We start from the raw sequence: 18,393 nt of genomic DNA, 5'->3' as shown, positions 1-18,393 counted from the left end.
CCCGTAATCATCCTATAATGTTGTTAACGCAGACCAGGCGTATGCGGGAGGGCTAAACGTAATGGTCAAGACACAGATCGATTCGATACTTGTCACCAACAGCGCTGCTGGCATGTTTATGACGCCGGAAGCGCTGATCGCCGCAGAACAAGACGGCCGGGGATTGGTGATGCACGCCGCGCCCTCGCAGCCAATGGCGCCAGCGAGAGCAACCGTCAGAGCCGTTCAATTCCCCGACCCGATCGAGGCGCCGCCGAGCGCAGGCCTGGTCCACGCCTATCTCATCGACGCGGACGACGAGCGCCGTGGCGCCATCCACAAGTTGTTGAGCGGCAAGCCCAATATGGTGGTGCGCGCCTATCGCTCGCGCGCCGCATTCCTGGCGGCGGCAGAGCATCTCGATGATGGGTGCGTCATCGTCTCCGGCGAAGAGGCGGACGAGGAACTGGATGGCCGGGGCCAGCTTGCCGGCGCGGCAGCTTTGCTCGCTTTCATCCGCAGTTCACGCGAGAGCAAGCGGTTCGCCTGCGTGATGCTCGCGGATCCGCAGCAGATGCGCCTAGCGATCGATGCGATGAAGGCCGGCGCGGTCGATTGCCTGCTCAGCCCCTATGCGACGTCCGATCTCCTCGGCGTTGTGGAGGACGCACTCGCTTTGGTGCGTATGGTCCGTGCCGAGAGCGCCGCCGGCGCACAGGCGCGTAGCCAGATCGAGCGGCTTACCGCGCGGGAGCGCGACGTGCTGAACGGGTTGCTTCACGGCAAATCGAACAAGATGATCGCACTCGATCTCGGCATCAGCCCGCGCACGGTCGAAATCTACCGCGCGCACCTGATGGACAAGCTGGGCACGAATTCCCTGTCGGAAACGCTGAAGGTCGCCTTTGCTGCCGGAATGAGTTAGGCGGCCTGCTCCGCCGAAGCGGCTTCGATCTCCGCCGCCTTCGCCTCGACCAGTCGCACGATATGGTCGACCATCGCTTCATCCTGAACATGATGGTCGGTCACGCCTGACAGATAGACCATATGCTTGCCGTTGCCGCCGCCGGTGATGCCGATGTCCGTCTCGCGCGCCTCGCCGGGGCCGTTGACGACGCAACCCAGCACCGAGAGCGACAGCGGTGTGCGGATGTGCTGGAGCCGGTCTTCCAAGGCCTGCACAGTGCGGATCACATCGAAGCCCTGCCGCGCGCATGACGGGCACGAAACCACGCGCACCCCACGCGTGCGCAGGCCAAGCGATTTCAGGATTTCGTAGCCGACGCGCACTTCCTCTTCCGGCTCGGCAGAGAGGGAGACGCGGATCGTGTCGCCGATGCCTGCCCACAGCAGATTGCCGATGCCGATCGCGCTCTTCACGGTGCCGGAGCGAAGCCCCCCTGCCTCGGTAATGCCAAGGTGCAGCGGGCAATCAACCACATCGGCAAGCTGCATATAGGCCGCCACCGCCAGAAACGCGTCAGACGCCTTCACGGCGACCTTATATTCGTGGAAATCCTGATCCTGCAGCAGCTTGATATGATCGAGCGCGCTTTCGACCAGTGCATCCGGACACGGCTCGCCGTATTTTTCGAGCAGATCCTTTTCGAGGCTCCCGGCATTCACGCCGATGCGGATGGCGCAGCCATTGGCCTTGGCGGCGTCAACCACCTCCTTCACGCGCGCTTCGCTGCCGATATTGCCGGGGTTGATGCGCAGGCAGGCCGCGCCCGCGTCCGCCGCCTCCAGAGCGCGCTTGTAGTGAAAGTGAATATCCGCGATGATCGGCACGCGCGCCGCGCGCACGATCTGTTTCAGCGCTGCGGTGCTCTCCTCATCCGGGCAGGAAACGCGGATCAGATCCGCCCCCGCCTCCTCGCAGCGGCGGATCTGGTCGATCGTCGCGCGAGCATCTGACGTGGGCGTGTTCGTCATGGTCTGCACCGTGATCGGCGCGTCGCCCCCCACCGGCACATTGCCCACCATGATCTGGCGTGAACGGCGCCGCGCAATGTCGCGCCAGGGGCGCAGGCCGGGATTGTGGTCGGACATGAAGGGACGCTCCGTATGAATCGCCCCCCTATACCCCGTTGCGCAACAGGTTAGAAGCGCGCCGTCACCGATGTTGCCAGCATATCGACATTGCCGGAGGACCGCAGGCGGTTGTCGACCGTGGAACCGACAAATGTGTCAGTGCGCACCAGCGTCTGCCTTTCGATGAACACATGGGCATAGGACGCATTCAATGTGAGGTGCGGACTGATGCGATAGCTCATCCCCGCGCTGAGCCAGCTCCTGTCGCCATCGGGTACGCGCGTGCTCAGAAATGCGGGGTTTGTCGGCGTGCTGTCAAACATCGCGCCTGCCCTCAGCGTGATTCGTTCAGAACGAACACTCTCAAAACCCGCCGAAAGACTCCAGCTGTCGCGATAGCGATAATCCTTTGCGGAGATTGTGCCATCAGGGAACACCACGCGGAGCTGATCGAACACCGACCAGTTATAATGGCGGCCCGTTGCCATGAAGCGGGTCTTGCCATCAAGCGGGAAGCTTATGCTGACGGTGACACTGCCCGGCAATGTGAGCGGCGCGCGGATCGGCGTGCTGCCGTTGAGCGCCGAGAGCGTACCGGTAAAACCGCTCAGCTCGCTTTGGCCCTTGAGGGCATGCTTTACCTGAGAGCGATAATGCAGCCCGATGCGCAAGCAGTGTCTCAGCTTGAGCAGCGCCCCGACGTTCCACCCGAGCGCAATGTCATCGCCCGAAAGTTTGGCCATAGTGTCGGTGCCCCCCGCCGCAACCGAGGGCATCGCACCTTCCAGCGTCACATCGGCGTATTGCACATCCATTCCGCCCCCGATCGACAGGCTGTCGCTCACCCGCCACGCGACGCTCGGTTGCGCATCCAGCGTCAGCAGGTTGGAATAAGTCGAGTTATAGCGCCCGACAAAATCCGGGGCATATCGCAGCTTGAGGCCGAAGGGCGCGCTGAGGCCGAAGCCGAGCCAAATGCCGCTTTGGCCGATCTGCGCCGTGGCGTAGGTCGTCGGCACGGGAGCGACTGGCGCGAACGGATTGCCGCCATTGCCGCCGCTTATCGGCGTAACGACTGCGCTCCCGGCAAGCGGGCCCACGGCCGGGCGGCTGATAGTCGATCCCAGATCCCGCTGATGCGAGGCGATGAACAGGGCCGTCGCACCTGTAGAAACCTGAATGCCCGGCAGTTCCGTCATGCCAGCCGGGTTATAATACAGGGTCGATGGATCGTCCGCCGCCGCCGCACCCCCGGAAAAGGCGCGGCCTATCTCGAGTTGGGACTGCTCCTGAAGCATATAGCCGCCCGCCCAAGCTTGGGCAGGCACGCAAGCCGCCAGCAAGGCCACCGATGCGGTCCTGATAGTTTTCCGATCCTGCATCATTTGCCTCACCCCGCCCCCATTGCGCAGGCTTTTTCCTTGCCGTGCTTCATTTGTAAAGGGACGAAGTTAACAGAAGAAATATGAGCGCTTAAGGTTCGACGCAAACGCCCCTTGCCTGCATACCACGGCGGCCCTAGATGGGGCGGCGTGCGGCTATGGCGAAATTGGTAGACGCGATGGTTTTAGGTACCATTGGGCAACCGTGGGGGTTCGAGTCCCTCTAGCCGCACCATTTTAGGGCGGATCGACATTCAGCCCTGACGGCCTGCAAATATCGGTTCCCCGCGCTTCCGGTGCTCACGTACTTTTAAGTACGCTGCGCTCCGGGTCACGGAAAACCGACATTTTCGTCACGTCATCATCTGAATGTCGATCCGCCCTAGTTGCAGGCTCGCAGGCAGCCGCCACACCAACCCTACCTGCTCGCCTGTTATGGTTCGACTTCGCTCCGCTCAGGCGCACCATTTTTGTATGGCCTCAGGCGCGCGTGGCCATTTCGCGCAAGAGCCGGGCGACATCGCGCATCTGTTCCTCGGTGCCGATGGTGATCCGCAGCGCATCGGGCAGCCCCTGCCCCGGCAGCCAGCGCGTGGCATAGCCTGCCTCCATCAGACCCTCAAACGCGGTCTGCGCGCTTAATGCGCCCGCAAAGCGCACCAGCACGAAATTGGCGCTGCTCGGAACATGGCTCAGGCCGCAATTGCCGAGTGCCGTCACCTCGTTGCACAGGTAATCCCGCCAGATGCGGTTGTGCGCTCGGCTGGCCTCCACCCACGCGGTGTCGGCAATTGCCGCCGCAGCCGCCGCCTGCCCTGCACTGGTGATGTTGAAGGGCGCACGGATGCGGTGCAGCGCCTCGACGATCTGCGCGGAGGCATAGCCCCAGCCGATCCGCTCTGCCGCGAGGCCATGGATCTTCGAGAAAGTGCGGGTGACGAGCACGTTCGGCTCGCTTTCCGCCAGCGCGAGTGCGCCATCGTCCTCCTCCGGCTCCAGATATTCGGCATAGGCCTGATCGATAACCAGCAGGATGTCGGGCCGCAAGGCCGCATGAAGCCGCGCTATTTCTGCGCGGGGAGAAAAGGTGCCGGTCGGATTGTTGGGATTGGCGACGAACACCACGCGGGTCTTGTCGGTCACGCAGGCAAGGATGGCATCGACATCGGTGCCATAGTCCTTGTCCGCCGCGACGACAGGGACAGCCCCAACCCGCCGCGCCGCGATCTCGTAAACCGAAAAACCATAGCGCACGTGGATGATTTCGTCGCCCGGACCGGCATAGGCACTGGCCGCGATATGGAGCAGCTCGTCAGACCCTGTGCCATAGATCACGCGGGCGGGTTCAAGACCATATTGCGCGGCGATCGCCTGCCGCAACAGCGCCGCGCCCGGATCGGGATAGGTGGCGAGGTCCGCGCTGGCCCGCGCGAAGGCCGCGCGCGCGGCTTCCCCTGTGCCAAGCGGGTTCTCGTTCGCCGAAAGCTTGGCGACGGGCCTGCCCGATGCATCCGCCGCTTTACCCGGTACATAGGGCGCTATCGCCGAAATCCATTCCTTGGGCTGCGGCCCGCCTTGTGCGCCAACATGGGTCATGGCGCGGCTTTAGCGGGATCGTGCGCCGCGGCCAAGCCTTGTTGGGCCGCGCGCGTGAATCGTCCCTAACACGGGATTAGGCAACTCCGGAAACGCGCCCATCAAACTTACCGCTTATGATGATAGGCAACAGTCGGGCACTGCGTTCTGTCCCCTTTCAGGAACTTGTATGCTACATCAAAAGATAAGCCAGGAGGAAGCCACCGAGGCAAATGTCGACGGAACACCCGCCGAGGATCGCCGCCATGGCTCGCAACGCTTCGTTACCGTGCTCAAGGTAGGGCGCGCTGTGGTGGAAGGGCACGACCAGTTGTGCCTCGTGCGCAACATGTCACGCGAGGGCGCCAAGCTCGACATCTATCACGAGGTCGAGCAGGGTCAGAAGATCACGATCGAGCTACGCTCGGACAAGGTCGTCACCGGCACCGTGCGCTGGGTTGGCGATCATGCGGCCGGTATCGAGTTTGACGACCCTGTCGATGTCGCGGACATGCTGCAGGGCCGCCCACAGCGCAGCGTGCTGCGCAAGCTGCCGCGCTCGCCCCGTTTTCTGGCGCGGGCGCACGTGCACCTTCAGCACGACAAGGGCGCGACGCTGAGCGGCGAGCTGGTCAATATTTCATTGCACGGCATGTGCATGGAGACCGTCGACGACGCGCGGGTGGACGATCACATGATCGCGCGCGTGGAAGGCCTGCCGCCGCGCAGCGCCACCGTGCGCTGGGTGCGCGAAGGCATGATCGGCCTGCATTTTGATATGCCGATGGGTTTTTCCGAGCTGGCCCACTGGCTGGAGCGTCATCCGCGCGAGGAATAGCATTGGCATGACCTCCGGTTGACAACGAGGCACCAAGCGGCATAGCGCCTGCTGTCATGGAAGCCTCCGCTCCGACCAACGACGGCCTGTTTGGCCTTAACCGGCGTACCATCCTCCCCGAGCCGTTGATGCTGGATGGCGGAACGGTGCTGGATCAGGTCGAGATCGCCTACGAGACATATGGCACGCTCAACGCCGACCGCAGCAACGCGGTGCTGGTCTGCCATGCCACCAGCGGCGACCAGTTCGTCGCCAGCCGCCACCCGATCACCGGCAAGCCGGGCTGGTGGAGCCGCTCGGTCGGCCCGGGCAAGCCGATTGACACCGACAGGCACTTCGTCGTCTGCGCGAATGTGCTCGGGAGTTGCATGGGCACGACCGGCCCGGCGAGCCTCGCAAGCGATAGCCAGCCCTATGCGCTGCGTTTTCCGGTCATCACCATTCGCGACATGGTGCGGGCGCAGATGGGCCTGCTCGATCTGCTGGGGATAGAGCGGCTGCACGCTGTTGTCGGCGGTTCGATGGGCGGGATGCAGGCGCTGAGCCTCGCGGCGTTCTGGCCCGGCAGGGTGGACCGGGTCATGGTCATCGCTGCCACCGCCGCGATGCCCGCGCAAAACATCGCCTTTCAGGAAGTTGGACGGCAGGCGATCATGGCCGATCCCAACTGGCAGGGCGGCAATTATTACGGCACCGGAGCTGCGCCTGACGCCGGGCTGGCCGTGGCGCGGATGGCGGCGCATATCACCTATCTCTCCGAAGAGAGCATGCACGAGAAGTTCGGGCGGCGATTGCAGGACAGGGCCTCCAAGACCTTCGGCTTCGATGCCGACTTTCAGGTGGAAAGCTATTTGCGGCATCAGGGGGCGAGCTTTACCGGGCGGTTCGACGCCAACAGCTATCTCTACATCACCAAGGCGATGAGTTATTTCGACCTGACGGAAGAGCATGGCGGCCGCCTCGCGGATGTGTTCGCAGGCACGAAATCACGCTTCTGTCTGGTCAGTTTCGACAGCGATTGGCTCTATCCCACGCGCGAATCGCGGAAGATCGCGCATGCTTTGAACGCGGCCGGAGCGCCGGTGAGCTTTGTCGAACTCTCCGCGCCTTATGGCCATGACAGCTTTCTGCTCGACGTGCCGGAGCTGGACCGCGTGATCGCGGGGTTCGTCGGATGAACGGCGCGACGCTCGCCAGCCTGCGGCCTGACCTGGCGCTGATCGCGGGGCATGTGCGGCCCGGCGCGCGCGTGCTCGACATCGGCTGCGGCGACGGCACGCTGCTGGCCGCGCTGGAGGCGGAGCGCGGCTGCGATGCGCGCGGGCTGGAGATCGACCCCGCCAATGTCGCGCATTGCGTGGCGCGCGGGCTCTCGGTCATTCAGGGCGATGCCGACACGGATCTCGGCTATTACCCGGACAAGAGCTTCGACTATGCGATCCTCAGCCAGACGCTGCAGACCACACGCAGGCCGGACCTGGCGCTGGGTGAACTGCTGCGCATCGCGGCGCATGGCTTCGTCAGCTTCCCCAACTTCGCGCACTGGCGCGTGCGCGCCTCGCTGGCGTTCGGCGGGAGGATGCCGGTGACGAAGCTGTTGCCCGAGCGCTGGTACGACACGCCCAACATCCACCACCTCACCATCGACGATTTCCGCGCGCTGGTGAAGGAACAGGGCTGGACGATCGAGGGGCAGTGGTTTTTGAACCGTGGCCGCCCCACCCGCCCGGCGAATGCCAATTTGTGGGCTGAGCACGCGGTGTTTTTGCTTAGAGGCGGCTAGGGGCTGTGGGGATTTCAGTCCATATAGGCCTGCAAAGCGCTATTTTCTGCGCTTCGGTGCTCACGTACCTTTAAGTACGCTGCGCTCCGATGCTCGAAAATCCCCCTTTTGCCCTGCGGTCGCCTGCGGCCCCGGCTCCATCTGAACTGAAATCCCCACAGCCCCTAGTCCAAGCCCACGCTTTTTAGCTCCGTCATTCCCGCGCAAGCGGGAATCCAGATGGAGACTGCGCCCCGGACTCTGGATCCCCGCTTTCGCGGGGATGACGGTGGATGATATTGGGCCGCTTACCCCCCAGCGACCGTCATCCCGTCGATCCGCAGCGTCGGCGCATTGATGGCATAGCGGAATTCGAGATCGTTGGCGGGGACGAGCGCTGCGAACATCTCCTTGAGGGTGCCTGCAATCGTGATTTCCGTCACGGCGCGGGTGACCGCACCATCCTCGATCAGAAAGCCCGACGCGCCCCGGCTGTAGTCGCCGGTCACGGGATTGACGCCCATGCCGATCAGCTCGGTGACATAGACACCGCGCTTTATGCCCTGCATCAGCTCCGCCGGGCTGCTGCCGCCCGCCGCCATATGCACATTGGTGGCTGAAACGCCGGGCGCTCCGCTCGTCCCCCGGCTGGCATGGCCGGTGGGCTGCAAGCCAAGCTGCCTGGCCGAGGCGCTGTCAAGCAGCCAGCCGGTCAGCACGCCGTTGTCGATCAGCGCGGTCCTGTGGGTGGGCAGCCCCTCGCCATCGAACGGGCGGGAGCGCAGGCCGCGCGTTACCAGCGGATCGTCGATGATCGACACGGCGCTGTCGAACAATTGCCTGCCCATATCATCGAGCAGGAAGCTCGACCGGCGGGTGATGGCCGAACCGGCGATCGCGCCGATGAGATGGCCGATAAGGCTGCCCGAGACGCGCGGATCGAAGATGACCGGCATCGGCCCGCCCTTGATCTTTTCCGCGCCGAGACGGGCCACCGCCCTTTCGCCTGCGCGGCGGCCTATCTCTCCGGCGGCTTCGAGATCGGCAAGGTGGCGCGCGCTATGGCTGGCATGATCGCGCTGCATTTCCGCGCCCTCGCCCGCCAGCACGCTCGCCCATGTGCCGTGGTTGGAGGCGGCATAGCTGCCCGCAAAGCCGTGAGACGTGGCAAGCGCGATCTGGCTGCACCCCATGCTGGCACCGCCGCCCTCGCTGTTGGTGATGCCGGGGATGGACCGGGCGGCATCCTCCACGGCGAGCGCACGCTCTTTCAGCGCGGCAGGATCGGGCTGAGCCTCATCCAATATGTCGAGCGCAGGCGGCTGCGCGCGCATCAGCAGCTCCTGCGGGGCGAGCGTGGCATAGGGATCCTCGGGCGCCTCGCGCGCCATGGCGTGGCAGCGGTCCACCAAAGCGGTGAGCGAGTCTTTCTCCAGATCGGAAGCGGATACGGTGGCGGACCGCTGGCCCACGAAAATGCGCAGGCCGATCTCTTCGCCTTCCGACTGCTCGACATCCTCCATCGCGCCGAGCCGCACCGAGACGCCAGTGGATGCGTTGCAGACATAGAGCGCGTCCGCCGCATCCGCCCCCGCCTTGCGCGCGGCATCGACAAGAGACTGGGCACGATCCTGGGCCTGGGCGAGGGTAAGCATGAAAGGCGAAATCCTGTGAGAGTAAGCCAGTGGCCATAACCGGCGCTATGGCCGCGCGCAACGCTATCCCTGCGATTCGAGCCAGTGCCGCAGGAGATGATGCGCCACCGCCATGGCGGGCGGGGCGATGAAGGGGGCGGTGTCATCCCCGGCAAAGGCGGCGCGCACGTCGTCCGCGCTGGCCCAGAAGGCGTGCTCCAGCTCCTTCTCGTCAAGCCGGATCGCGTCATCCTCCGCTTCCGCCGTGCAGGCGATCATCAGCGAGGACGGAAACGGCCAGGGCTGGCTCATGACATAGCGGACATTGCGCACGCACACGCCCGCCTCCTCAAACAGTTCACGTGTCACCGCGCCCTCGATCGTTTCACCCGGCTCGACAAACCCCGCGAGCGCGGAATAGCGGCGCGCGGGAAAGCGCGGCTGTCGGCCGAGCAGCACGCGGCCCTGATGCTCGGCCAGCATGATGACGACGGGGTCGACGCGCGGGAAATGCTCGGCATCGCATTGGCCGCAGCGCCTGCCCCAGCCTGCGCGCTGCGCCACGGTCGGCCCGCCGCACACCGCACAAAAGCCGTGGCGGGCGTGCCAGTCCACCAGGGAACGCGCTGCGCCGTAAAGGCTCAGCTCCTCTGGCGATAGCGAGGCTGCCAGATCCCAGACCCGTGGCGCGAACTGCGCGCCATGCGGCAGCGCGCCCTGCGCCAACGCAGCGAACAGCGGCGTGCCGGATGCGTCCTTGCCGAGCAGGATATGCTCCTCGATCCGCGCATCATGGGGCAGGGGCACCCGCGCCAGCCGCGCGTCATCCGCCACCGGGTCCAGCCCGCGCATCAGGATCAGCCGCGCTTCCGGGCTGGCGATCAACGCAGCCAGAGCGTCAGGATCGGCGCGCAGATCATCGCAGCGGTCAAGAGTGAAGGAGGAAAAGCCGGGAAGCGCGTCAGCGGGAAGATCAGTCATTGCCCGCCTTCATGACAGCCCGCGCGACCTTTGCAAAGAGGGTGGGTAGGCCCGCCTCGCCGATCCGGTCGAGCGGCCACCACTGGCCGGGGCCGGGCGGCGCGGTGTCGGTGGGCACCCGCTTGCGCTGCACCGTCAGCGTCAGGCGGAAATGGGTGAAGACGTGTTCGACGGGGCGGTTGAGTGTTATCCACCCGCCAGCCGCCGGAGGGACGCCCCGTTCGATCGCCTTGTCCCAGCCGCTATCGGGCAGGCCGGCCATGCCGCCCAACATCCGCTTGTCCTCCCGCCGCTCTATCCACACATGGCCGTCCGCCCGCTCCAGCCACCAGACCAGCCCGAGGCGGTGCGGCTTTTCCTTCTTAGGCGCCTTGACCGGATAGGTTTCGGCCCGCCCTTCACGATGCGCGGCGCAGGAGGAGCGCAGCGGGCAGAGCAGGCACTGCGGATTGCGGGGCACGCACAGGCTCGATCCCAGATCCATCATTGCTTGCGCAAAATCGCCCGCGCGCGTTTCAGGCGTGATGGCGTCAGCCGCCGCGCGGATCAGCGGGCGGGAGGCGGGCAGCGGCGTTTCGATGGCGAACAGGCGGGAGACGACCCGCTCGACATTGGCATCGACCACCACCGCGCGCCTTTGAAATGCGATCGCCGCGATCGCCGCCGCCGTATAGGCGCCGACGCCGGGCAGCGCGCGCAAGCCTTCCTCTGTATCGGGAAAGCGGCCGCCATATTGCTCAGTGACGGCGCGCGCGCAGGCGATGAGGTTGCGCGCCCGCGCATAATAGCCGAGCCCCGCCCATGCGGCCATCACCTCGGCCTCGTCCGCCGCAGCCAGTGCCTGCACCGTGGGCCAGCGCGCGGTGAACCTGTCGAAATAGGGGATCACCGCCGCCACCGTCGTCTGTTGCAGCATGATCTCCGACAGCCAGACGCGATAGGGATCGGGTAGATTGCGGCTGCCCGGCGGTGTGCGCCACGGCAGGCTGCGCGCATGGCGATCATAATGAGCGAGCAACGCCTGCGCGACCTCTTCTCCGATGTTGTGCTCGACGGGCATGCACCCGCTATGGCATGGTGCGCTTAATGACGGAACCGGTGAAACCTGACCCACCAAAAAAGCTGCGCAAGCCCGCCGCAGAGCCGCCCGAGCGCATCGGCGCGCCGCGCGCGATCGCGGACCTGATGCCGCGCATCGGCGGCGCGGCCTTCCGCCGGTTCGGCTTCGTGCAATCGAGCGTGGTGACGCGCTGGGCCGAAATCGTGGGCGAGCGCACCGCGCGGATCAGCGAACCCGAATCGATCCGCTTTCCCACGGGCAAGAAATCGGGCGGCACCCTGGCGCTGACCGTCGCCAACGGACACCAGCCGATCATCCAGCATATCCTGCCCGACATCATCGAACGGGTGAACCGCTTCTTCGGCTATGAGGCGGTGGCGAAGGTCGCGATCCGCCCAGGCGAGGTGAAGGCCCGCGAGCCGGAACGCCGCCCGCCGCCCGCCAATCTGCGCCCGATCCCTGCCGACCTCGGCGATTCGCTGCGCGACATCGGCGACCCGGAGCTGCGCGCCGTGCTGGAAGCTATGGCACAGGGGCTTGGCAACGGGCCGCCGATCGGCAAGATCAGCTGAGTTTTCTTTGTCGGGATCCCTGTTGTGCACCTGATTCGCGCGCTGTTGCTTGCTCTCGCTCTCTCGCTCTTCCCGGTTGCCGCTCAGGCCGCGCCGGCGAAGGACTGGTCCCGCACCGTTACGCTCACCAGGGAGGGTGCGCACGTCATCGGTAATCCGGCCGCGAAAACGCGGCTGGTGGAATATGTGAGCTATACCTGCCCGCACTGCGCGCATTTCGTGGCGGAGGGAACCGCGCCGCTCAAGGCCGGATGGGTGAGCAAGGGGCTGGTCGCGGTCGAGGTGCGCAATCTGGTGCGCGATCGCTATGATCTGCTCGCCGCGCTGCTCGCCCGCTGTGGCGGCCCCGTGGCATTTCCCGGCCATCATGAGGCGCTGTTTGCAGCGCAGCAGGACTGGATGGCCAAGGCCATGGCGCTGGAAAGCGACCCGCCCGCCTACGCGCCCGACATGAGCCAGGGGGCGATGATGACGGATATCGCGCGCCGCATCGGCCTGATCGGCCTGATGGAAAAGCGCGGAGTTCCGCCTGCGCGCAGCCGCGTGTGCCTCGCCGACGGGAAAGCCATGCAGACTGTGTTGGCAATGACCAGCCGCGCGACGCAGGACGATCAGGTCACCGGCACCCCCTCCTTCCTGCTCAACGGCAAGCTGACGGAGGTGCATGACTGGGCCGGCCTGCGCCCCTTGTTGCCGACGCTGGCAAAGTGATCTAGGCATAGGAGCATGACCGTGACCAAGCCTCTCGCCGCCCTTGGCGCCGCCCTCCTGCTCTCGCTCAGCCTCTCCGCTTGCGGCGACAAGAAGGACGCCGCCGCTGAAGGAGAAAAGATCGCCGCCGGGCAGGACGTTCCGCCGCCTGCGGGCAAGCAGTGGAGCGATGTCGTTGCCGACACGCCGGAGATGGGCGTGGTGATGGGCAACCCCAATGCTCCGGCCAAGCTGGTGGAATATGCCTCATATACATGCCCGCACTGCCGCGATTTCACCGCGCAGGCGGCCGAGCCGCTGCGCAAGATGGTGAACAGCGGGCGGCTGAGCTATGAATTCCGCTCGTTCCTGCGCGATCCCTATGACCTGACAATGGCGCTGCTGGCGAAGTGCGGCGGCGCGGAGCCATTCTTCCCGCTTACCGAGCAGTTGTTCGCTAATCAGGAGAATTTCTTCACCAAGGCGCAGGCGCTAGACCCCAAGGCCGCCGAAGCCGCGCTCAAACAGGCGCCGAACCAGCGTTTCGTCACGCTCGCGGGGATGACCGGCCTCGTCGATTTCGTGAAGCAGCGCGGCATACCCGAGGCGCAGGCGAAACAGTGCCTGGCCGACTCCAAGATGGCAGACGGCCTCGTCGCCAAGGCGCAGGAGGGAGCCAAGCAGTTCGAGATCAGCGGCACGCCGACCTTCGTATTGAACGGCAAGGTGGTGGAGGACACGGCAAGCTGGGAGCTGCTGCGCACGAAACTGACGGAGGCGGGTCTCTGATCCGGCCGGGGGGCCACTCTCTCCTGACTTTTTCGGCGCGGGACTGACGCGCCGATGGAAATCCGCCGCCTCAAACTCTCCGGCTTCAAGAGCTTCGTCGAACCGACCGAACTGCGCATCGAACCGGGGCTGACCGGCATCGTCGGCCCCAATGGCTGCGGCAAGTCAAACCTGCTCGAAGCGATCCGCTGGGTGATGGGCGAGGCGTCCGCCCGCTCGATGCGCGGCGGCGGCATGGAAGACGTGATCTTCGCAGGCACCGCCACCCGCCCGCAGCGCGATTTTGCCGAAGTGCTGCTGATGGCGGGCGTCGCGCCGGGCGAGGCGATCCCCGCGATCGATGTGGGCGCCGATGGCGAGCTGGAGGTCGTGCGGCGGATCGAGCGGGGCGCGGGCAGCGCCTATCGCGCCAACGGCAAGGATGTGCGGGCCAAGGACGTGGCACTGCTGTTCGCCGATGCGGCGACGGGGGCGCATAGCCCTGCGCTCGTCTCCCAGGGCAAGATTGCCGCCGTCATCGCCGCGCGTCCGCAGGAGAGGCGGGCGATGCTGGAGGAAGCGGCGGGCATTGCGGGCCTGCATGTGCGCCGCAAGGATGCCGAGCAGAAGTTGCGCGCGGCCGAAGCCAATCTCGCCCGGCTCGATGAGATCCTCGCCGATATGGACGTGCGGGCGCACGCGTTACGGCGGCAGGCGAAGGCGGCGGAGCGCTATACCCGCCTCTCCGAGCAGATCAAGCTGGCCGAGGCACGCGCGCTCTATGCGCGGTGGAGGGAGGCGGACGCTGCTGCTGCTGCCGCGCAATCCGAAGCGACGGTGCGCGAGGATGCGGTACGCGGTGCCCAGGAGGCGCATGCCGCCGCCGCCGCCCATGCCACCGCCGCGACGGATGCGCTCGCAAAAGCGCGCAGCACGGCGCAGGCGGCGCGCGATGCGGCGAACGATGCCGGCCACCGCCTTTCCGCGATCAAGGCGCGGCAGGAGGAGGCCGAGCGCCGCCTTGCCGATCTCGACGCGCAGGCCCGCCGCTTGGCCGAGGACCGCGCGCGCGAGGATGCGCTGGCGCATGATGCGGCGGACGCGATCGCGCGGCTGGGCGAGGAGGTGGCGGACCTGAAGCAGCGCGTCGCCACGGCTGAAAGCGCAATGCCCGGTTTTGCCGCCCGCATCGCCGCCGCGCAGGAGCAGGCGCGCGACGCCGAGCTGGACCTCGCTAAGGCGATGGCGCGTCAGGCAGGCGAGCAGGCTGAGCTCAAGGTGGCGCAGGCGGCGCTCGTTGCCGCGCAGGGGCGGCTGGAACGGGCAGAGCGCGACGCGCGGCGGCTGGCGGGCGAGCTGGCGGCGCTGCCCGATGCCGGGCCGCTCGCCGAGCGACGGGATGCGGCGGAACTGAGCCTTGCGAGCGCGCAGGCGCGCGAGGCTGAGCTGGAGAGTGCGCTGGCCACCGCAGCCACTGAGCGCGACGAAGCGGCACAGGCGCGGGCGCAGGCGGAGTCGGCGCTGTCTTCCGCCAAGGCTGCGCTCGCCGCGCTGGAAGGCGAGCACCAAGCGCTCACCCGCGCATTGGGTTCCGGCGGCGCGAGCAAGGACCGTTTGCTCGACATGCTGAAGGCGGCGCCGGGCTATGAGCATGCGCTGGCGGCTGCGTTGGGAGATGAGCTGGAGGTCGGGCTGGACGATGCCGCGCCGCGCCGCTGGGGCGGGGCGGAGGCGCGCGCGGACGACCCCGCGCTGCCCGCAGGAACGCAGCCGCTCTCCTCCTATGTCACCGCACCCGCCGCGTTGGCCCGCCGCCTCGCGCAGATCGCAGTGGTGGAGGTGGATGGCGGCGAGGCGCTTGCCGTCGGACAGCGGCTTGTGACGAAAGATGGCGCGCTGCGCCGCTGGGACGGCTTTGTCGCGCGCGGGGGTGAGGACGCAGCGGGTGCCGCCACCGCGCAGCGGCTGATCCGCGTGAACCGGCTGGAGGCGCTCGCCGCGCTGATGCCCGATGCGTCCGCCGCCGTGAACGAGGCACAGGCCGCGTTGAAGCAGGCGGTGGAAGCCGCCTCTGCCGCCGAGGGCGCGATCACCCGCCTGCGCGCCGAGCTGGCGCAGACCGAGCGCACACTATCCGATACGGTGCGCGCCCGCGATGACGCCGCCGCGCAGATCGAGCGGTTGGCCGCACGGCGCGAGGATATTTCCACCCGCTCGGCCGAGGCGGAGGCGGAGCTGGCCGCCACCCTTGCCGAGCATCAGTCCGCTCAAGGTGCGATGGCCGACATGCCGGACGGCGCGGAAACGCGGGCGCTGGTCGCCAGCCTGTCGCGCGCCAGCGAGGCGGCGCATGGTCAGGTGAGTCAACTTCAGGCCGACAGCGCACTGGCCGAACGCGCACTCTCGGCGGACCGGGCGCGCATGGCCGATGCGGAAGGGGAGATTAGGCGGTGGAAGAGCCGCTCTGGCGAAGCGGGCAAGCGCCTGGCCGACATGACTGCGCGCGAGCAGGAGATTGCCGGGGAACGCGCCGCGCTTGAGGGAGCGCCCGCGCTGCTCGGGGCGCAAGCGGCGGCGCTGACGCAAGAGAGCGCTGGGCTGACGGCGCAGGCAGGCGCTGCGCAGGCGGAGGAGCGCACCGCCGAGGCTGCCTTGCGTACTGCCGAGGGCGTGCTCGCCCAGGCGGGTGAGGCACTGGCGAACGCGCGGGAGGCGCGGGCGGGCGCTGTGGCGCGGGCGGAGGCGGCAGTCGCCCAGCGCGTGGAAACCAACCGGCTGTGCGGCGAACGCTTTGAATGCCCGCCGCCTGTACTGCCCGAGCGTGCGGGCTTCGCGAGCGCGGAGGTGCGCACCGCTCAGGCCGAGCAAGGCGAGCTGGAACGGTTTACCCAGGAGCGGGAGCGCATCGGCCCGGTCAACCTCATCGCGGCGCAGGAGCTGGAGGAGCTGGAAGCGGCACAGGAAACCAGCCGCGTCGAAAGCGCGGAGATCGCCCAGGCCATCCACCAGCTGCGCGGATCGATCGGCAGCCTCAATCGTGAGGGGCGCGCCCGCCTCACGGCAGCGTTCGAGGCGGTGGACGAGCATTTCCGCCGCCTGTTCACTGCCTTGTTTAACGGCGGGCAGGCGCGGCTCGAGCTGATCGACAGCGACGATCCGCTGGAGGCGGGGCTGGAGATTCTTGCTCAGCCTCCGGGTAAAAAGCTGTCTACGCTGACGCTTTTGTCTGGCGGTGAGCAGGCATTGACCGCGGTTGCACTCATTTTTGCGCTGTTCCTGACCAATCCGGCACCCATCTGCGTGCTCGACGAGGTCGACGCGCCGCTCGACGATGCGAATGTCGAGCGATTTTGCGACCTGCTCGACCAGATGGTGCGCGACACCCGCACACGCTATCTCATCGTCACCCACAACGCTGTCACCATGGCGCGCATGCACCGCCTGTTCGGCGTGACGATGATCGAGAAGGGCGTCTCCCGGCTGGTATCGGTGGATCTCGGCGCCGCCGAGGAACTGCTCGCGGCGGAGTAATTTTTGTAGATGCAAAAATTGTTGACCGTCGGGGTTTCTGTAGGTATATAAATCCATGTCGGAGACATCTCCCGGCGCACGGCTGGACAAACGCTGCCCAGCAACACAAGGCTATCTTGGTGCGGGGTGGGGGTGTCAGTGCGGATCAGTTACGACGAAGCCAAGCGGCTGAAGACACTCAAGGAACGTGGGCTGGATTTTCGCGACGCGGATAAGGTTTTCGACGGCATCACAATTACCGGCCCGGACAACAGAAGGGATTATGGTGAGGATCGCTAGATCACATTCGGATATCTGCATGGTCGTGCGGTCATTCTGGTCTGGACGGATAGGGAATCCAGCAAGCGCCTTATTTCAGTGAGATACGCCAATGACAGAGAGAGAGCCCACTACCAAAGAACCCTGGATTGATCCGGACGATGCGCCGGAGCTTGACGAATATTTCTTTCGTCACGCCGCCATATGGCATGGCGACAAGCTGATCCGCCCGGCGAGCGGCACGCTCACCAAGCCGGGGCGGCCGCGTCTTGAGCATCCCAAGCGGCAGGTGACCTTGCGGCTTGATGCCGATGTGGTGGAGAAGTTCCGCGCCACCGGCAAGGGCTGGCAGAGCCGCATCAACGCGGAGCTGCGGAAAGTTCTGGGGATTTAACTCGCGCCAACCACCACGCAGGCGGCGAACATCAGCAGCCCGGCGAAGCGGTTGGAGCGGAATTTCTGCAACGGATCGGCGCCGTCTTCCTTCAGCGTCGAGACCTGCCAGAGCAGATGCAGCGCCACCGGCACCAGCGCGATGAGCGCCAGAGGATCGGGCCGGGCGCACCAGACAGCGGCCGCCCACAACGCCACCGCCGCCGTGTAGAATCCGCCCACCCCCGCCCGCACATGCCGCCCCATGGCGAGCGCGCTGGACCGGATGCCGACGAGCGCGTCATCTTCCCGGTCCTGCAGCGCGTAGATACTGTCATAGCCCACCACCCAGCAGATGCTGCCCGCATAGAGCAGCGCGCCCGCAACGCTGAAGCTGGCTGTCATCTCCACCCAGCCGACGAGCGCCGCCCAGCTGAACACCAGCCCGAGCCAGGCCTGCGGCCACCAGGTGATGCGCTTCATGAACGGGTAAGCGGCGACGAGCGCGAGGCTGGACAGCGCGACGAGCTGTGCCTGCCAGCGCAGTTGCAGCAGCACGACAAGACCGACGAGACACAGCGCGCCCATCCAGAGCCCCGCCAGCATCACGCTCACCCGCCCGCTCGCCACCGGGCGCGAGGCGGTACGCGCGACCTGAGCGTCTAGATCGCGGTCGACAATGTCGTTCCATACGCAGCCTGCGCCGCGCATGGCGATGCTGCCCAACAGGAACCAGAGCATCATGCGCCAGTTCGCCAGCCCGTTGCCCGCCAGCGCGATCGCCCACGCGCCCGGCCAGAAGAGTAGCCACCAGCCGATCGGCCGGTCCAGCCGCGCCATCGAGGCAAGATCACGCAGGCGCGGCGGCAGCAGGCCCATCAGGCCGCGCGCTTCGCTATCCGGCACTATCACGGCTTGCATATTGGCCTTTTGCGCGTCTTGAGACATGGTGCCGTT

The 18,393-nt window shown here is 66.2% G+C and carries 17 protein-coding genes and 1 tRNA gene; 11 read left to right on the top strand and 7 right to left on the bottom strand.

Annotated features, from left to right (window positions below):
* Window positions 1-61 precede the first annotated feature (61 nt).
* Window positions 62-904, top strand: coding sequence for a LuxR C-terminal-related transcriptional regulator (locus OOT33_RS10535; RefSeq protein WP_307749981.1), 843 nt, complete (start codon window positions 62-64; stop codon window positions 902-904).
* Here OOT33_RS10535 and ispG read toward each other — a convergent pair.
* Together ispG and OOT33_RS10525 are read right to left on the bottom strand one after the other, a co-directional pair.
* Window positions 901-2,031: a flavodoxin-dependent (E)-4-hydroxy-3-methylbut-2-enyl-diphosphate synthase gene (gene ispG, locus OOT33_RS10530; RefSeq protein WP_307749980.1), complete on the bottom strand. Its 1,131-nt coding sequence runs from the start codon at window positions 2,029-2,031 to the stop codon at window positions 901-903. The genes OOT33_RS10535 and ispG overlap by 4 nt on opposite strands.
* A gap of 50 nt (window positions 2,032-2,081) precedes the next feature.
* Entirely contained in the window at window positions 2,082-3,341 is a 1,260-nt protein-coding gene (locus tag OOT33_RS10525; RefSeq protein WP_307749979.1) for an outer membrane protein transport protein, read from the bottom strand.
* Between the two features lie 206 nt (window positions 3,342-3,547).
* Here OOT33_RS10525 and OOT33_RS10520 point away from each other — a divergent pair.
* Window positions 3,548-3,630, top strand: a tRNA-Leu gene (locus tag OOT33_RS10520).
* A 245-nt stretch (window positions 3,631-3,875) separates the two neighbouring features.
* Here the strand turns inward: OOT33_RS10520 and hisC are convergent.
* Window positions 3,876-4,991, bottom strand: coding sequence for a histidinol-phosphate transaminase (gene hisC, locus OOT33_RS10515; protein ID WP_307749978.1), 1,116 nt, complete (start codon window positions 4,989-4,991; stop codon window positions 3,876-3,878).
* 169 nt (window positions 4,992-5,160) lie between these two features.
* On the opposite strand from hisC, the gene OOT33_RS10510 reads away from it, so the two are divergent.
* From OOT33_RS10510 to metW, 3 genes are read left to right on the top strand one after another with little or no spacing between them, the layout of a single operon-like run.
* On the top strand, window positions 5,161-5,808 hold the full coding sequence (locus tag OOT33_RS10510) for a PilZ domain-containing protein (protein WP_307749977.1): 648 nt from the start codon (window positions 5,161-5,163) through the stop codon (window positions 5,806-5,808).
* 56 nt (window positions 5,809-5,864) lie between these two features.
* Complete coding sequence (locus OOT33_RS10505) at window positions 5,865-6,986, top strand: homoserine O-acetyltransferase (protein WP_307749976.1); 1,122 nt, start codon at window positions 5,865-5,867, stop codon at window positions 6,984-6,986.
* Window positions 6,983-7,591, top strand: coding sequence for a methionine biosynthesis protein MetW (metW, locus tag OOT33_RS10500; RefSeq protein ID WP_307749975.1), 609 nt, complete (start codon window positions 6,983-6,985; stop codon window positions 7,589-7,591). The genes OOT33_RS10505 and metW overlap by 4 nt, the downstream gene beginning before the upstream one ends.
* Before the next feature lie 287 nt (window positions 7,592-7,878).
* On the opposite strand, the gene OOT33_RS10495 is transcribed toward metW, so the two are convergent.
* From OOT33_RS10495 to mutY, 3 genes are all read right to left on the bottom strand, one after another.
* Window positions 7,879-9,225 (bottom strand): metallopeptidase TldD-related protein, encoded by a 1,347-nt coding sequence (locus OOT33_RS10495; protein ID WP_307749974.1) that lies wholly within the window; start codon window positions 9,223-9,225, stop codon window positions 7,879-7,881.
* Between the two features lie 63 nt (window positions 9,226-9,288).
* The gene (gene nudC, locus OOT33_RS10490) at window positions 9,289-10,185 is read right to left on the bottom strand and encodes an NAD(+) diphosphatase (RefSeq protein WP_307749973.1); all 897 of its coding nucleotides are present in this window, start codon (window positions 10,183-10,185) and stop codon (window positions 9,289-9,291) included.
* Window positions 10,178-11,245, bottom strand: a complete 1,068-nt coding sequence (gene mutY / locus OOT33_RS10485; RefSeq protein WP_307749971.1) for an A/G-specific adenine glycosylase — start codon at window positions 11,243-11,245, stop codon at window positions 10,178-10,180. The genes nudC and mutY overlap by 8 nt, the downstream gene beginning before the upstream one ends.
* 26 nt (window positions 11,246-11,271) lie before the next feature.
* On the opposite strand from mutY, the gene OOT33_RS10480 reads away from it, so the two are divergent.
* The 6 genes from OOT33_RS10480 to OOT33_RS10455 all read left to right on the top strand — a co-directional run bounded on the left by OOT33_RS10480 (window position 11,272) and on the right by OOT33_RS10455 (window position 17,458).
* A complete protein-coding gene (locus tag OOT33_RS10480) occupies window positions 11,272-11,817 on the top strand; it encodes a DciA family protein (protein ID WP_307749970.1) in 546 nt (181 codons plus the stop codon).
* Between the two features lie 24 nt (window positions 11,818-11,841).
* On the top strand, window positions 11,842-12,528 hold the full coding sequence (locus OOT33_RS10475) for a thioredoxin domain-containing protein (RefSeq protein ID WP_307749969.1): 687 nt from the start codon (window positions 11,842-11,844) through the stop codon (window positions 12,526-12,528).
* A 15-nt stretch (window positions 12,529-12,543) separates the two neighbouring features.
* On the top strand, window positions 12,544-13,296 hold the full coding sequence (locus OOT33_RS10470; protein WP_307749968.1) for a thioredoxin domain-containing protein: 753 nt from the start codon (window positions 12,544-12,546) through the stop codon (window positions 13,294-13,296).
* A 54-nt stretch (window positions 13,297-13,350) separates the two neighbouring features.
* Complete coding sequence (gene smc / locus OOT33_RS10465; RefSeq protein WP_307749967.1) at window positions 13,351-16,806, top strand: chromosome segregation protein SMC; 3,456 nt, start codon at window positions 13,351-13,353, stop codon at window positions 16,804-16,806.
* A 138-nt stretch (window positions 16,807-16,944) separates the two neighbouring features.
* Window positions 16,945-17,085, top strand: a complete 141-nt coding sequence (locus OOT33_RS10460) for a BrnT family toxin (protein ID WP_307749966.1) — start codon at window positions 16,945-16,947, stop codon at window positions 17,083-17,085.
* Window positions 17,086-17,176: 91 nt separating this feature from the next.
* Window positions 17,177-17,458, top strand: a complete 282-nt coding sequence (locus OOT33_RS10455) for a BrnA antitoxin family protein (RefSeq protein ID WP_307749965.1) — start codon at window positions 17,177-17,179, stop codon at window positions 17,456-17,458.
* On the opposite strand, the gene ubiA is transcribed toward OOT33_RS10455, so the two are convergent.
* The gene (ubiA, locus tag OOT33_RS10450; RefSeq protein WP_307750362.1) at window positions 17,455-18,357 is read right to left on the bottom strand and encodes a 4-hydroxybenzoate octaprenyltransferase; all 903 of its coding nucleotides are present in this window, start codon (window positions 18,355-18,357) and stop codon (window positions 17,455-17,457) included. The genes OOT33_RS10455 and ubiA overlap by 4 nt on opposite strands.
* Window positions 18,358-18,393 lie beyond the last annotated feature (36 nt).

The sequence above is a fragment of the Sphingobium sp. DEHP117 genome (assembly GCF_030867385.1).
GTDB lineage: Bacteria > Pseudomonadota > Alphaproteobacteria > Sphingomonadales > Sphingomonadaceae > Sphingobium.
This window is presented reverse-complemented; position numbering and strand designations above follow the sequence as displayed.

Excerpts from the sequence above, each read along its gene's own strand:
- OOT33_RS10535 (WP_307749981.1), top strand. The coding sequence starts at position 62 with ATGGTCAAGACACAGATCGATTCGATACTTGTCACCAACAGCGCTGCT.
- ispG (WP_307749980.1), bottom strand. The coding sequence starts at position 2,031 with ATGTCCGACCACAATCCCGGCCTGCGCCCCTGGCGCGACATTGCGCGG.
- hisC (WP_307749978.1), bottom strand. The coding sequence starts at position 4,991 with ATGACCCATGTTGGCGCACAAGGCGGGCCGCAGCCCAAGGAATGGATT.
- OOT33_RS10510 (WP_307749977.1), top strand. The coding sequence starts at position 5,161 with ATGCTACATCAAAAGATAAGCCAGGAGGAAGCCACCGAGGCAAATGTC.
- OOT33_RS10505 (WP_307749976.1), top strand. The coding sequence starts at position 5,865 with ATGGAAGCCTCCGCTCCGACCAACGACGGCCTGTTTGGCCTTAACCGG.
- metW (WP_307749975.1), top strand. The coding sequence starts at position 6,983 with ATGAACGGCGCGACGCTCGCCAGCCTGCGGCCTGACCTGGCGCTGATC.
- OOT33_RS10495 (WP_307749974.1), bottom strand. The coding sequence starts at position 9,225 with ATGCTTACCCTCGCCCAGGCCCAGGATCGTGCCCAGTCTCTTGTCGAT.
- nudC (WP_307749973.1), bottom strand. The coding sequence starts at position 10,185 with ATGACTGATCTTCCCGCTGACGCGCTTCCCGGCTTTTCCTCCTTCACT.
- mutY (WP_307749971.1), bottom strand. The coding sequence starts at position 11,245 with ATGCCCGTCGAGCACAACATCGGAGAAGAGGTCGCGCAGGCGTTGCTC.
- OOT33_RS10480 (WP_307749970.1), top strand. The coding sequence starts at position 11,272 with ATGACGGAACCGGTGAAACCTGACCCACCAAAAAAGCTGCGCAAGCCC.
- OOT33_RS10470 (WP_307749968.1), top strand. The coding sequence starts at position 12,544 with ATGACCGTGACCAAGCCTCTCGCCGCCCTTGGCGCCGCCCTCCTGCTC.
- smc (WP_307749967.1), top strand. The coding sequence starts at position 13,351 with ATGGAAATCCGCCGCCTCAAACTCTCCGGCTTCAAGAGCTTCGTCGAA.
- OOT33_RS10455 (WP_307749965.1), top strand. The coding sequence starts at position 17,177 with ATGACAGAGAGAGAGCCCACTACCAAAGAACCCTGGATTGATCCGGAC.
- ubiA (WP_307750362.1), bottom strand. The coding sequence starts at position 18,357 with ATGCAAGCCGTGATAGTGCCGGATAGCGAAGCGCGCGGCCTGATGGGC.